A 13,903-nucleotide genomic window follows, 5' to 3' on the forward strand; every position below is an offset into this window, starting at 1 on the left:
TGGGCGGAGGATTTGAACTGATCACGAGTAGGTCACTAGGGTCAGCGATCGAACCCTCGAACGGGTGATCCCTCTCAAGAAGGAGCTCGTCTCCGTGGCGTCCCACCGTCGTCCCAAGCAGCCGAGCCGCACGCGCGTGACCGTGCTCACCACCGCTGCTGCCGCCGCCGTCGCTCTCAGCTCGCAGGCCGCCAACGCCGCTCCGAGTGAGAAGCCGAGCAAGGACGAGGTCAAGGCCAAGGTCGACAAGCTCTACGAAGAGGCCGAGCAGGCCACCGAGAAGTACAACGGCGCCAAGGAGAAGCAGGAGAAGCTCCAGAAGGAGATCTCCACCATCCAGGACAACGTCGCCCGCGGCCAGGAGGAACTCAACGCCCTGCGCGACGGCCTCGGTTCGATGGCCAGCGCCCAGTACCGCTCCGGCGGCATCGACCCCTCCCTCCAGCTCTTCCTGTCGGCCGACCCGGACGACTACCTGGACAAGGCCTCCACGCTCGACCAGCTGAGCGGTCAGCAGGTCGAGGCGCTGAAGAAGATCCAGGAGAAGCAGCGCGACCTCGCCCAGCAGCGCTCCGAGGCCTCCGAGAAGCTCAAGGACCTCTCCGCCACCCGCACCGAACTGGGCAGCAAGAAGAAGGAAGTCCAGGGCAAGCTCTCCTCCGCGCAGAAGCTGCTCAACACGCTCACCGCGCAGGAGAAGGCCGCCCTCGCCGAGGAGGAGCAGCGCGCCACCCGCAGCAGCGAGCGCGAGGTCCTCAACAGTGACACCGGCACCCCCGGCACCGGCACCCCCGCCTCCGGCCGGGCCGCCGCCGCCTTCGCCGCCGCGCAGAGCAAGATAGGCACGCCCTACGTCTACGGCGCCACCGGCCCGTCCTCCTTCGACTGCTCGGGCCTGACCTCCTGGGCCTACGCCCAGGCCGGCGTCGGCATCCCGCGCACCTCCGAGGCGCAGACCGGCGCGGGCACCCGCATCTCCTCGATGAGCGACCTCCAGGTCGGTGACCTGGTCTTCTTCTTCAACGACCTGCACCACGTCGGCCTGTATGCCGGCAACGGCCAGGTCCTGCACGCGCCGCGCACCGGCACCGTCGTCCGCTACGAGTCGATGGGCACCATCGGCGGCCCGTTCATGTTCGGCGTGCGGGTCTGACCCCAGGCGTCACGCCACCCGAAGTCGCCCCTCCCGTACCGCCCGTTCGGGCGAATCACGGTACGGCCCTGTGACCCCCCGCCCCGCCGGTGACCTGCGTCAGCGTCGGGGCGTCGCCGTGCGCGCCCCGCGCAGGTCGTTGGCCGGTGCCCCGCCGTGGGGTTACTGTCTGCCGCGTTTCCCTGTCCGCCAGCGGAAGGAGTGCGGCTTCCCGTGGGGTCCCATCGCCGCCTTGCACCAACCGGGTTCGACCGCGGCGCCACCGCCGCCGTGGGCCTGCTCTCCGTCGCCGCCGCGGTCCTTGGCGCCGTACCGGCCACGGCCACCCCGCACGAGGACCGGCGGGCGGAGGTGGACCGCCTCTACACGGAGGCGGAGAAGGCGACCGAGGCCTACAACAAGGCCGACGCGCGCACCGACGCCCTGCGCGAGGAGGTCGGCACCGCGCAGGACGAGATCGCCCGGAAGCAGGAGCGGATCAACACCATGCGCGACTCCCTGGGCTCGCTGGCCGGCGCCCAGTACCGCTCGGGCGGCGTCGACCCGTCGCTGGCGCTGCTGCTCTCCGCCGACCCGGACGAGTACCTGGAGCGGGCCTCCGTGCTCGACCGGATCACCACGCACCGGGCGGGCGAGCTGAGGGAACTCCAGAAGGCCATGCGCGACCTCGCCCAGGACCGGGCCGAGGCGGCCCGCAAACTCACCGAGCTGGAGAAGGGCCGCAAGGCCGTCGCCGCCCACAAGAAGACCGTGGAGCGCAAACTCGCCAAGGCCCGCGAGCTGCTCGACTCCCTCCCGGACGGGCAGCGCGACGCCTTCGGCCGGGGTTCGCGCTCCGGCCGCGCCGACCTCGTCGCCCTCGACGGCGCAGGGCCCGTCTCCGGCCGCGCGGCGGCCGCCTTCGCCGCCGCCCGCTCCGCCCTCGGCAAGCCCTACGTCTGGGGCGCCAACGGCCCCTCCGCCTTCGACTGCTCGGGCCTGACCCAGTGGGCCTACGCACAGGCCGGGGTCGGTCTGCCGCGCACCTCGCAGGCGCAGTCCGGCGCCGGGCGGCGGGTGTCCCTGGCCGAGGCGCGGCCCGGCGACCTGGTCGCGTACCGGGACGACGCCAGCCACATCGGCATGTACGCCGGCAACGGCCAGGTGATCCACGCGCCCCACCCCGGGGCGCCGGTGCGCTACGACCCGGTCGGCATGATGCCGATCTCCTCCATCACCCGGGTCTGACCCCGCCGGCCGCCGGGGTCCGGCCCGACGCCCCCTGACCCGCGCGGCCCCGCGCCCGTACGATCGGGAAGGTGGCCGGTCGAAGGCGGGTGTCGGGTTCCTCGGTGGTGGCGCTGTGCCTGCTGCTCGTCTCCCTCGTGGCCTGCGGCGGCCGGACCGCCGACCCCGTGCGGGCCGAGGTGCAGCGGGTGCTGGACCGCCGCGCGGCGGCCGTCCTCGCCCACGACCGGGCCGCCTACGCGGGCACCGGCACCGGGACCGGCTTCGACAACGTGCGCGATCTGCCGCTGGCCGCCTGGTCGTACCGCGTGCGCGAGCTGCGCCGCACCGGCGACACCGCCACCGCCGACGTGGAGCTGCGCTACCGGGTCGAGGGCTACGACCGGGGCCCCGTCACCGCCGGGCGCACCGTGCGGCTGAGCCGGGACGGGCCGGACGGGCGGTGGTCCGTCGCGTCCGAGCGGCCCGCGAAGGAGTCCGGCCAGCAGCCGTGGGACCAGGGCGCGGTCCGGGTCGTACGGGGGACGCACAGCCTCGTGCTCGGCGTCGGCCAGTCCACCGCGGCCCTGCGCGGCTACGCGGGCCTCGCCGACCGCGCGGTGCCCGCCGCGTCGGACGCCTGGGACGGCGACTGGGCCCGCCGGGTGCTCGTGGTGGTCCCACGGTCGCTTGAGGGCATGGCGGGCCTGCTCGGCTCGCCCGCCTCCTCCTACCGGGGCATCGCCGCGGTCACCACCGGGGAGACCGGCGCCCGGGAGCACGCGCCGGCGGACCGGATCATCGTCAACCCCGACGCGTACGGGTTGCTCGGCGGCTTCGGCAAGCAGGTCGTGCTCACCCACGAGACCACCCACGTCGCCACCCGCGCCGACACCACCGGGGCCACCCCGATGTGGCTCTCCGAGGGCTACGCCGACTGGGCCGGCTACCGCGACAGCGGACGCGCCCCGGCGCAGGCCGCCCCCGAACTGGCCCGCGCGGTCTCCGAGGGCCGGACACCCGCGAGGCTCCCGACGGACGAGGACTTCGGCTTCACCGGCGACGGCGACGAGCTGGCCCGAGCCTACGAGGGCGGCTGGCTGGCCTGCCGGATGATCGCCGACCAGTGGGGCGAGGACCGGCTGAACGAGTTCTACCGCGCCGTCGGCGCCCACGAGGCCGGCACGGACGCCGTCGAGTCCGCCCTGGACGAGGTCCTCACCACCACCCCGGACGCCTTCACGGCCCACTGGCGCGAGTATCTGCGGGCGCAACTGGGGTGAGAGCGGGCGGTGCCCCGGTGACGGGAGGCGGGGTCAGGAGGATGTCGCCCGGGACTCGCTCGGGTGCGTCGTGGGGGAGGGCGACGTTGGGGCGGGGGCCTCGCGGCGTACCGTGTCGCGCCACAGGGCGCGGGCCGCGAGCAGGGCGGCGGTCACCAGGAGGGCGTTGCGCAGGGCCAGCAGGGTGATGCCGAGGGGGTCGCTGTCGACGACGTTCGCGAAGAAGACCGGGAACTCCAGCGTTGTCACCGGCGCCGCCGCCAGCACCAGCGCGACCGGCAGCCGCATCCGGCTCGCCCGGAAGCACCGGCACACCGCCGCGAGGCCGACCAGCCACACCAGGTACTGCGGGCTGATCACCCGGCTCGTGACCGTGAACACCAGCACCGCCGCGAAGGCCGCGTCCGCCGCCGTGTGCGCCGTGAACCGCGAGGCCGTCAGCCGCCACAGCAGCAGCCAGCCGAACGCCAGCACGCTCAGCGCCAGCGCGACCCTGCTCACCGCGCCCACGTACGGGCCGAGGAACTCCACCGAGCCGTAGTTGAGCAGCATCCCGCCCTCCCAGCCGAAGTGCCGGGCGACATGGAAGACCAGCGAGCCCAGCGACTCCACCTCCGTGCCCCGCTCCCGCTGGAACGTCAGGAACGCGAACGCCCCCGGCATCGTCACGGCGAACAGCCCCGCCAGCCCGGCACCGCTCAGCACCGCGGCCACCCAGGGCGCCCGCCCGCGCATCCCGAGGAGCACCAGCGCCGGCCACACCTTCAGCAGCGCCCCGACGGCCGCCAGCGCCCCCGCCACCCGCGGATGCCGCCCGGCGGACAGCAGCGCGGCCACCGCGACGGCGGTGACCATCACGTCGTAGCGGGCGTACACCGTCGGACCGAGCAGCGGCACGCCCACCACCCACACCCACGCGCCGCGCGCCGAGCGCCCGGACCCCCGGCCCCCGTGCCGCAGCAGCGCCAGGACGGCCAGGTCCACCGCACAGGCCAGCACGAAGAAGGCCGTGGCGTACTCCAGGAAGGGCAGCAGCCCGGGGAGAGGATCGCGAAGGCCGCGGCGGGCGGGTACTGCCAGGTGACGTCGTCCAGCGGAAACGTTCCGGTGCGCAGGACGTTGTACCAGTCGCGGTAGATCACGGACACGTCGCTCGTGACGTTCCGGCCCCGGGAAGACCAGCACCTTCAGCACGAACAGCAGCAGCACCAGCCGCGTCGCCCCCCAGGCCGTCAGCAGCCACACCGGTGACCGCCCCGCGTCCGTCGTCTTCACGTGCTCCCTGCCCGTCCGCGTCCGCCGTGCTGGTGCGGCCATGATGACCCGGACACCCGGGTGCGTGCCACAGGACGCGGCCGGGCCCGGCCGCCCCGCGGCCCGTTCGGTAGGGTCGGCGGCGTGCGCAAGACCTTGATCGTGACGAACGACTTCCCGCCCCGCCCGGGGGGCATCCAGGCCTTCCTGCACAACATGGCGCTGCGCCTGGACCCCGAACTGCTCGTCGTCCACGCCTCCACCTGGAAACGGGGCCGGGAGGGCGCCGAGGCCACCGCCGCCTTCGACGCCGAGCAGCCCTTCACCGTCGTACGGTCCCGTACGACGATGCTGCTGCCGACGCCGGCCGCGACCCGGCGGGCGGTCGGGCTGCTGCGCGAGCACGGGTGCGCTTCGGTGTGGTTCGGGGCGGCGGCACCCCTCGGCCTGATGGCCCCCGCGCTGCGCAGGGCCGGGGCGCGGCGGCTCGTCGCCACCACCCACGGCCACGAGGCGGGGTGGGCCCAACTGCCCGCCGCCCGGCAACTGCTGCGCCGGATCGGGGAGTCGACGGACACGATCACCTACCTCGGCGAGTACACGCGCTCCCGGATCGCGGGCGCGCTCACCCCCCAGGCCGCCGCGCGGATGACCCGGCTGCCGCCCGGCGTCGACGAGAAGACCTTCCACCCGGGCAGCGGCGGCGACGAGGTGCGGGCGCGGCTCGGGCTGAGCGAGCGGCCGGTGGTGGTGTGCGTCTCGCGGCTGGTGCCGCGCAAGGGCCAGGACACGCTGATCCGCGCGCTGCCGCGGATCCTGGCCGCCGAGCCGGACACCGTCCTGCTGATCGTCGGCGGCGGACCCTACGAGAAGGACCTGCGCCGCCTCGCCGCGGAGAGCGGCGTCGCCGGCTCCGTCCACTTCACCGGCGCCGTGCCCTGGTCGGAGCTGCCCGCGCACTACGGCGCCGGGGACGTCTTCGCCATGCCCTGCCGCACCCGCCGGGGCGGGCTGGACGTGGAGGGCCTCGGCATCGTCTACCTGGAGGCCTCGGCGACCGGCCTGCCCGTCGTCGCGGGCGACTCCGGCGGCGCGCCGGACGCCGTACTCGACGGCGAGACCGGCTGGGTGGTCCGGGGCGGCGACGAGAACCAGACCGCCGACCGCGTCATCACCCTCCTCGCCGACCCGGAACTGCGCCGCAGGATGGGGGAGCGGGGCAGGGCCTGGGTGGAGGAGAAATGGCGCTGGGACCTACTGGCGGAACACCTGAAGACCCTGCTGTGACGCGGGCGAGAGTATGCCGAAAGGGGCGCGGGGAACCGCGCGGACGACCACGACGGCCCCGCACTCGCCCACGGCGAACAGGAGGCACCCCCACAGGCGCCCCTACTTCGCGTAAATCGCCTCGATCTCGTCCGCGTAGTCCCGGGCCACGACACTCCGCCGCAGCTTCAGCGACGGAGTCAAGTGCCCCGACTCCTCCGTGAACTGAGCCTCCAGCACCCGGAACTTCCGCACCGACTCCGCCTTGGACACCGCCGCGTTCCCGTCGTCCACCGCGTCCTGCACCGCGGCCAGCAGATCCGCGTCCTCGCGCAGCGACGCCGCCGTCGACCCCGCCGGCTTCCCGTGCTCCGCGCACCAGCGCGCGAGGAACTCCTCGTCGATCGTGACCAGCGCGCCCACGAAGGGCCGACCGTCGCCGACCACCATGCACTCCGCGACCAGCGCGTGCGCGCGGATACGGTCCTCGATCACGGCCGGGGCGACGTTCTTGCCGCCCGCGGTGACGATGATCTCCTTCTTGCGGCCGGTGATCCGCAGATAGCCGTCCTCGTCGAGAGTGCCGATGTCGCCGGTGTGGAACCAGCCGTCGGCCAGCGCCTCGGCGGTCGCGCCGGGGTTGTTCCAGTACTCCTTGAACAGGTGCTCGCCGTGCAGCAGCACCTCCCCGTCGTCCGCGATGCGCACCACGGAGCCGGGCAGCGGCTGGCCGACCGTGCCGATCTTCTGCCGGTCCCAGGGGTTGAAGGCGGTGGCCGCGCAGGACTCGGTGAGGCCGTAGCCCTCCAGGACGGTGAAGCCGATGCCGCGGAAGAAGTGGCCGAGCCGCTCACCGAGGGGGGCGCCGCCGGAGATGGCGTACTCGCCGCGCCCGCCGAGGACCGCGCGGAGCTTGCTGTAGACGAGCCGGTCGAAGACCTTGTGCTTGATCCTCAGCCCCACGGACGGGCCCGCCGGGGTGTCCAGCGCCTTGCTGTACGCGATCGCCGCGTCGGCGGCCCGGTCGAAGATCCTGCCCTTGCCGTCGGCCTGCGCCTTGGCGCGCGCCGAGTTGTACACCTTCTCGAAGACACGCGGCACGCCGAGGATCAGCGTGGGCCGGAACGCGGCCAGCTCGTCGGTGAGGTTCTTGATGTCGGGGACGCAGCCCAGCTTGATCGGCGCCATCATCGGCGCGATCTGCACCAGGCGCCCGAAGACGTGCGCGAGGGGAAGGAAGAGGAGGACGGAGCACTCGCCGGTGCGGAACAGCGGGCGCAGCCGCTCGACGACGTTGCCGCACTCCGCGAAGAAGCTGCGGTGGGTGAGCACACAGCCCTTGGGGCGGCCGGTGGTGCCGGAGGTGTAGACGATGGTCGCGGGGTCGTCGGCCTTCGCGATCGAGCCGCGCTCCTCGACGGTGCGGTCCGTGACGTCCTGGCCCAGGCGCCCCAGTTCCTCCACGGCCCCGGAGTCGATCTGCCAGACGTGCTTGAGGGCGGGCAGCCGCTCGCGCACCGACTCGACGGCGGCGGCGTGCCCGGCCGACTCCACGACGCACGCCGTGGCACCCGAGTCGCTGAGGATCCACTGCACCTGCTCGGGCGAGCTGGTCTCGTACACCGGCACGGTGATCGCGCCCGCGCTCCAGATCGCGAAGTCCAGCAGGGTCCACTCGTAGCGGGTACGGGACATCAGAGCGACCCGGTCGCCCGGCTGGACACCGGAGGCGATGAGGCCCTTGGCGGCGGAGTGCACCTCGGCGAGGAAGGCGCGGGCGGTCACGTCCTGCCAGGCGCCGGCCACCTTGCGGGCGATGACGGCGACGTCCGGGTGCTGCGCGGCGTTTCTGCGGACGATGTCGGTCAGATTTCCGTCAGCGGGGACCTCGTACAAAGCCGGAAGGCTGAACTCGCGCAAGACTGCTGCTCCTCATAGGGCGCCGGCGCCACGACGTTGTGTGATGCGACGGTGCGGTCCAAGGCTTGGGCAAGTGCTCGGAAGGCCACACGCTGAATCGCACGCCGATTCACATGTCGAAATTCTGAGCACGACTGGACTGCCCGGACGTTACCCGCCGGTATGCCTTCTCCGACAGGGGGTCCCCGCGAGATGTTCGCTGCGTCACACGGTCGGGGTTTCCTCTGTGCACATTAGTCGACGGATCAACCGACCAGCCAGTAACCGCAGGTCCGACCGCCACTGTTTACAAGTAGCGTGTTCTGCCATGCCACCCACACCGCCTCGCAACACGAGCACGCGCGTCCACGTGGTCAGCGACGTCCACGGCAACGCCCGCGACCTGGCCCGCGCCGGCGAGGGCGCCGACGCCCTGGTCTGCCTCGGGGACCTGGTCCTCTTCCTCGACTACCGCGACCACTCGCGCGGCATCTTCCCCGACCTGTTCGGCGTCGAGAACGCCGACCGCATCGTCGAGCTGCGCACCGCCCGCCGCTTCGCCGAGGCACGGGAGTTCGGGGCCCGGCTGTGGGCGGGGGCCGGCGGGGACCGCGTGAAGCTGATCGAGGGGGCGGTGCGCAAGCAGTACGCCGAGCTGTTCGCCGCGTTCCCCACCCCGACGTACGCCACCTACGGCAACGTCGACATGCCGCCCCTGTGGCCCGAGTACGCCCGCCCCGGCACGACCGTGCTCGACGGGGAGCGGGTGGAGATCGGCGGCCGGGTCTTCGGCTTCGTCGGCGGCGGCCTGCGCACCCCGATGCACTCGCCGTACGAGATCGGTGACGAGGAGTACGCCGCGAAGATCGAGGCCGTCGGCGAGGTGGACGTGCTGTGCACGCACATCCCGCCCCAGGTGCCGGAGCTGGTCTACGACACGGTGGCGCGGCGCTTCGAGCGGGGCAGCCCGGCCCTCCTTGACGCGATCCGGCGGACCCGGCCGCGGTACGCGCTGTTCGGGCACGTGCACCAGCCGCTCGCGCGGCGGATGCGGGTCGGGGCGACCGAGTGCGTGAACGTCGGCCACTTCGCGTCGACGGGACGGCCATGGGTGCTGGAGTGGTGAACGGGGGCGCGGCCCCGGCGGCCGGACCTGCGCAGGTGGGTGGTGACCTTCGCCCTGCCCGCGCGCGGTAGCCTGCACGCGGCACACGTGCGTGAACGACGGCGTGCGACGACCTCAGTACCGGCCCGCATCCGGAGGAGCCACGGCGATGGCGGAACACACCAGCTCGAGCATCACGATCGAGGCGGCACCGGCCGATGTCATGGAGGTGATCGCCGACTTCGCCCGCTACCCGGACTGGACCGGCGAGGTGAAGGAGGCCGAGGTCCTCGCGACCGACGGCCAGGGGCGTGCCGAGCAGGTCCGACTCGTCATGGACGCCGGGGCGATCAAGGACGACCAGACGCTGGCCTACACCTGGACCGGCGCGCACGAGGTGTCCTGGACGCTGGTGAAGTCCCAGATGCTGCGCTCCCTCGACGGCTCCTACCTGCTCAAGCCGGCCGGCACCGGCACGGAGGTCACCTACCGGCTCACGGTCGACGTCAAGATCCCGATGCTCGGCATGATCAAGCGCAAGGCCGAGAAGGTCATCATCGACCGCGCGCTGGCGGGCCTGAAGAAGCGAGTGGAGTCGCACCCGGAGTAGCCGCACCCGGCAGCCGCGGGCGGTCGTGCCGCCGGGGGCGTGAGGGCTGGGCACTGCGGCATCCCTCGCAGCGCCGGGCCGCGCGTCCCCGGCTCCCCGGTGCCCCGCACAAGCCCGGCCGGCGGCGCCCCCGGGTACCGTTCACACCCATGCGCACCCTCCTGATCACGGGCCCCGGCGGCAGTGGCCGTACCACCGTCGCGGCCGCCACCGCGCTCTCCGCCGCCCGGCAGGGCACCCGCACCCTGCTTCTCGGCGCCGATCCCGACGACACCCTCGGCGCCGCGCTCGGGGTGCCCACCGGCCCGGTGCCCGCCTCCGTCGAACCCGGCCTCACCGTCTGGCGGCCCGACGCCGCCCAGGGGTTCCGGGACGGGCTCGCCGCGCTCCAGGACCGCGCCTCCTTCGCCCTCGACCTCTTCGGCGCCCTGCGCCTCGAACCCGAGGAACTCACCCCGCTGCCCGGCGCCGACGAGTTCGTCCTGCTGCGCGCCCTGCGCGAGGCCGCCCTCGCCGAGGCGCACGACCTCCTCGTCGTCGACCTCCCGCCCGCGCCGCGCGCCCTCGCCCTGCTCGCCGCACCCGAGGAACTGCGCCGCTACCTGCGCCGCCTGCTGCCGCCCGAGCGGCAGGCGGCCCGCGCCCTGCGTCCCGTCCTCGGCCGGCTCGCGGGCGTCCCCATGCCCGCCGGGGCGCTCTACGAGACCGCCGCCCGCTGGGACCTGGAACTCGCCGCCGCCGAAGCCGTCCTCGCCGACCGCGACACCGTCGTACGGCTGGTCGCCGAACCCGGCCAGGCCGGGGCCGACGCGGTCCGCGCCACCACCCTCGGGCTCGCCCTGCGCGGCCTGCGCACCGACCTGCTGGTCGCCAACCGCGTCCTGCCCGAGGACACCCCGGCGGACAGCTGGCTCACCGGCCCGCTCACCCAGCAGCGCAAGGCACTGGAGGAGTGGCAGGAGACGTACGACGTCCACGCCGTCGCCCACCTCGGCCGGGACCCGCGCGGCACGGACGACCTCGCCGCGCTCGCGGCGCCCGGCGTCAGCCCGGATGTCGCCCCCGTCGAGTGGCCCGTCACCGACCGGCTGGCCTCGGACGGAGTGCTGGTCTGGCACATCCCGCTGCCGGGCGCCGCGCGCGAGACACTCGACCTGGTCCGCCGCGGTGACGAACTGGTCGTCGCCGCCGGTCCGTTCAGCCGGATCGTGCCGCTGCCCTCGGCCCTGCGCCGCTGCACCGTCGACGGCGCGGCACTGCGCGAGGGCACGCTCGCCGTCCGCTTCACACCGGACCCCCACCTGTGGCCCCAGGGCCGCTGACCGTGCCCGGGTCCATCGGGGTCCCGCTGGGCCCCCGGGGCCTGGGCGGTCCGCGGCCTTTCGGGTCCTGCGTGCCCTGACCCTGGGACCCTGCGTGTCCGAGTCCCGCCGGGCCTTGCGTGTCCGGGTCTCTCCGGTCCCGCGCGCCCGGGGCCCTGGTCCCGTGCGTCCGGGTTTCTTCGGCTCCGCGGGTTCGGGTCTCCCGGGTTCTGTGCGTCCGGGGCCCGAGCCCCGCGCCCCGAGCCTCGCGCCCCGAGCCCCGCGCCCCGGGCCGTGGCCCGATCCGGCGGACGGGGGCGGGGTGCGTTCGGGTAACGTCGTAGGGACGAACCGTAGTCAGGAGTCCGTCATGAGCGAAGACCTCCCCCCGTCCGAGGCACCTCGCCCCGACGAGGCAGACGAGGTCCGGGCGGCCGACGCCGACGCCTGGGCGACGGCGTGCGCCGAGGACCTGGAGGCGGAGAAGGCCCGCCGCCGTGCCGAGTACGGTCCGCCTCCCGGCTCGGCCGCCGAGGAGCTGCGCCGGCTCGTCGACACCGTCGCGGACAAGCTGTCCGGCCTCCAGTCCCCCCTGCTCGGGCAGGTCGCCGGACCGGCCGCCCAGCAGGTGGTCCGGCAGGTCGTCCAACAGGCCAGGGCCGCCGTCGAACCGGTCATCGAGCGCAACCCGGACGTCTTCGACCACCTCGCGGCCGCCGGCGGCGAACTCCTCGCCGCCTACCGATCCGCCGTCCAGAACCAGGAGCGCCGCTGGACCGCGGGGGACACCGCCCCGAAGGACGCACGCGACCCCCGCGACCTGGACGAACCCCGCGAGGACGGCCGCGACGAGGGCGACGAGGGCACCGGCGGGGGCCGGCGCATCGACCTGGACTGAGCCCTGCCTCGGGTACGGTTGGCCCCAGCGGGGCTCGACCGAACTGAGGGATTCATGGGACTCACCATCGGCGTCGACATCGGCGGCACGAAGATCGCGGCCGGCGTGGTCGACGAGGAAGGCAACATCCTCTCGACCCACAAGGTGCCGACCCCGGGCACACCCGAGGCCATCGTGGACGCCATCGCCTCCGCGGTGGAGGGAGCGCGCGCGGGACACGAGATCGTCGGCGTCGGCATCGGCGCCGCCGGATACGTCAACCGCCAGCGCTCCACGGTCTACTTCGCGCCCAACATCGACTGGCGCCAGGAGCCGCTCAAGGCCGAGGTCGAGGCCCGCGTCGGCCTCCCCGTCGTCGTGGAGAACGACGCCAACGCCGCCGCCTGGGGCGAGTACAGGTTCGGCGCGGGCAAGGGCCACCGCAACGTCATCTGCATCACCCTGGGCACCGGCCTCGGCGGCGGCATCATCATCGGCAACAAGCTGCGCCGCGGCCACTTCGGCGTGGCCGCCGAGTTCGGCCACATCCGCATGGTGCCGGACGGCCTGCTGTGCGGCTGCGGCTCGCAGGGCTGCTGGGAGCAGTACGCCTCCGGCCGCGCCCTCGTCCGCTACGCCAGGCAGCGTGCCAACGCCACCCCCGAGCGCGCCGAGATACTGCTCGCACTCGGCGACGGCACCCCCGACGGCATCGAGGGCAAGCACATCTCCGTGGCCGCCCGGCAGGGCTGCCCGGTCGCGGTCGACTCCTACCGGGAGCTGGCCCGCTGGGCCGGGGCCGGCCTCGCCGACCTGGCCTCCCTCTTCGACCCCTCCGCCTTCATCGTCGGCGGCGGCCTCTCCGACGAGGGCGACCTGGTCCTCGACCCGATCCGCAAGTCGTACAAGCGGTGGCTGGTCGGCGGCAACTGGCGCCCGGTCGCCGACGTGATCGCCGCCCAACTGGGCAACAAGGCCGGCCTGGTGGGCGCGGCCGACCTGGCGAGGGAACCCGACCCGATCATGTGAGAGACGGTCACCGCACGCCCCAGGGGCGCGGGGAACCGGGCGGGCGCCCGCCAACCCCGCGCCCCGAGCCGTCGAACGCCCCCTCCCCGGCCCGGCGTAGATTGATCCACATGGCAACGTCGCTCCCCCCGCTCCCCAACTCCCGTACCGAGCCCGACGGTTCCGCCGTCGTCCGGGTCCTCAGCTACAACATCCGCTCGATGCGCGACGACACCGACGCCCTCGCCCGGGTGATCACCGCCTGCGCCCCCGACCTCGTCCTCCTCCAGGAGGCCCCTCGCTTCTTCCGCTGGCGCAAGAAGCTCACCCGGCTCGCCGCCGCCTCGGGGCTGGTGCTGCTCTCCGGCGGCGGTACGGCCGCGGGAGAGGCGCTGCTGTGCTCCCTGCGGGCCACCGTGGAGCGCACCGAGGACGTGCTGCTGCCACTCGTCCCCGGCCGGCACCGGCGCGGTCTCGCCACCGCCGTGGTCCGTATCGGCGGGGCCCGGCTCGGCGTCCTGAGCTGTCATCTGTCGCTGCACCGGGACGAACGGTACGAGCAGGCGGGACTGGTGCTGGACCGGCTGGCCGGCCTGGGCGTGGCGCACGCGGTGGTGGGCGGCGACCTGAACGAACGCCCCGGCGGCCGCACCTTCCGGCGGCTCGGCGACGGGCTGCGGGACTGCTGGACCGCCGCGCCCTGGGGCGGCGAGTACACCTTCACCCCCGCGGCCCCGGACCGGCGCGTCGACGCGGTCTTCGTCACGGAGGGCATCGAAGTACTGGGCTGCGGCGTGCCGCTGGGACTGCCGGGAGTCGCCGAGGACGACCTGAGAACGGCCACGGACCACCTCCCGGTCCTGACCGCGCTCCGCATCCCCCCACCCCCCACCACCCGCCGAGCACCCGGCCACGCGAAGCACGGATCACTGGCCTGAGCG

11 protein-coding genes and 1 pseudogene are annotated in these 13,903 nt (G+C 73.9%); 10 read left to right on the plus strand and 2 right to left on the minus strand.

Features of this window, described 5'->3' with window-relative positions; translation table 11 throughout:
* Positions 1 to 94: 94 nt before the first annotated feature.
* The 3 genes from AC4IHM_RS24345 (at position 95) to AC4IHM_RS24355 (ending at position 3,642) form a co-directional block, all read left to right on the plus strand.
* Positions 95 to 1,153 carry a C40 family peptidase gene (locus AC4IHM_RS24345; RefSeq protein ID WP_490869131.1) on the plus strand — a complete coding sequence of 353 codons (1,059 nt, stop codon included), beginning with the start codon at positions 95 to 97 and terminating at the stop codon, positions 1,151 to 1,153.
* 213 nt (positions 1,154 to 1,366) lie between these two features.
* The gene (locus AC4IHM_RS24350; protein WP_490869132.1) at positions 1,367 to 2,380 is read left to right on the plus strand and encodes a C40 family peptidase; all 1,014 of its coding nucleotides are present in this window, start codon (positions 1,367 to 1,369) and stop codon (positions 2,378 to 2,380) included.
* A gap of 71 nt (positions 2,381 to 2,451) precedes the next feature.
* The gene (locus tag AC4IHM_RS24355; protein WP_490869133.1) at positions 2,452 to 3,642 is read left to right on the plus strand and encodes a hypothetical protein; all 1,191 of its coding nucleotides are present in this window, start codon (positions 2,452 to 2,454) and stop codon (positions 3,640 to 3,642) included.
* Between the two features lie 33 nt (positions 3,643 to 3,675).
* Here the strand turns inward: AC4IHM_RS24355 and AC4IHM_RS24360 are convergent.
* Positions 3,676 to 4,917: pseudogene (locus AC4IHM_RS24360) on the minus strand (glycosyltransferase 87 family protein).
* Between the two features lie 123 nt (positions 4,918 to 5,040).
* On the opposite strand from AC4IHM_RS24360, the gene AC4IHM_RS24365 reads away from it, so the two are divergent.
* Entirely contained in the window at positions 5,041 to 6,183 is a 1,143-nt protein-coding gene (locus AC4IHM_RS24365; RefSeq protein WP_490869134.1) for a glycosyltransferase family 4 protein, read from the plus strand.
* A gap of 102 nt (positions 6,184 to 6,285) precedes the next feature.
* Here the strand turns inward: AC4IHM_RS24365 and AC4IHM_RS24370 are convergent, their stop codons facing one another.
* Positions 6,286 to 8,082 (minus strand): AMP-dependent synthetase/ligase, encoded by a 1,797-nt coding sequence (locus tag AC4IHM_RS24370; protein ID WP_490869135.1) that lies wholly within the window; start codon positions 8,080 to 8,082, stop codon positions 6,286 to 6,288.
* A gap of 349 nt (positions 8,083 to 8,431) precedes the next feature.
* Between AC4IHM_RS24370 and AC4IHM_RS24375 the strand changes: the two genes are divergently transcribed.
* The 6 genes from AC4IHM_RS24375 (at position 8,432) to AC4IHM_RS24400 (ending at position 13,900) form a co-directional block, all read left to right on the plus strand.
* Positions 8,432 to 9,187 carry a metallophosphoesterase family protein gene (locus tag AC4IHM_RS24375; RefSeq protein ID WP_490870922.1) on the plus strand — a complete coding sequence of 252 codons (756 nt, stop codon included), beginning with the start codon at positions 8,432 to 8,434 and terminating at the stop codon, positions 9,185 to 9,187.
* Positions 9,188 to 9,335: 148 nt separating this feature from the next.
* Positions 9,336 to 9,776, plus strand: coding sequence for an SRPBCC family protein (locus tag AC4IHM_RS24380; protein WP_490869136.1), 441 nt, complete (start codon positions 9,336 to 9,338; stop codon positions 9,774 to 9,776).
* 149 nt (positions 9,777 to 9,925) lie between these two features.
* Positions 9,926 to 11,098, plus strand: a complete 1,173-nt coding sequence (locus AC4IHM_RS24385) for an ArsA family ATPase (protein ID WP_490869137.1) — start codon at positions 9,926 to 9,928, stop codon at positions 11,096 to 11,098.
* Between the two features lie 349 nt (positions 11,099 to 11,447).
* Complete coding sequence (locus tag AC4IHM_RS24390) at positions 11,448 to 11,975, plus strand: DUF5304 family protein (protein WP_490869138.1); 528 nt, start codon at positions 11,448 to 11,450, stop codon at positions 11,973 to 11,975.
* A 54-nt stretch (positions 11,976 to 12,029) separates the two neighbouring features.
* Positions 12,030 to 12,983, plus strand: a complete 954-nt coding sequence (locus AC4IHM_RS24395; protein WP_490869139.1) for an ROK family glucokinase — start codon at positions 12,030 to 12,032, stop codon at positions 12,981 to 12,983.
* A 110-nt stretch (positions 12,984 to 13,093) separates the two neighbouring features.
* On the plus strand, positions 13,094 to 13,900 hold the full coding sequence (locus AC4IHM_RS24400) for an endonuclease/exonuclease/phosphatase family protein (protein ID WP_490869140.1): 807 nt from the start codon (positions 13,094 to 13,096) through the stop codon (positions 13,898 to 13,900).
* Positions 13,901 to 13,903 lie beyond the last annotated feature (3 nt).

The sequence above is a fragment of the Streptomyces sp. SL06 genome (genome assembly GCF_058244745.1).

Bases quoted from the DNA above. Each gene is read 5' to 3' on its own strand.
- AC4IHM_RS24395 (WP_490869139.1), top strand. From the start codon at position 12,030: ATGGGACTCACCATCGGCGTCGACATCGGCGGCACGAAGATCGCGGCC.
- AC4IHM_RS24400 (WP_490869140.1), top strand. From the start codon at position 13,094: ATGGCAACGTCGCTCCCCCCGCTCCCCAACTCCCGTACCGAGCCCGAC.
- AC4IHM_RS24385 (WP_490869137.1), top strand. From the start codon at position 9,926: ATGCGCACCCTCCTGATCACGGGCCCCGGCGGCAGTGGCCGTACCACC.
- AC4IHM_RS24380 (WP_490869136.1), top strand. From the start codon at position 9,336: ATGGCGGAACACACCAGCTCGAGCATCACGATCGAGGCGGCACCGGCC.
- AC4IHM_RS24390 (WP_490869138.1), top strand. From the start codon at position 11,448: ATGAGCGAAGACCTCCCCCCGTCCGAGGCACCTCGCCCCGACGAGGCA.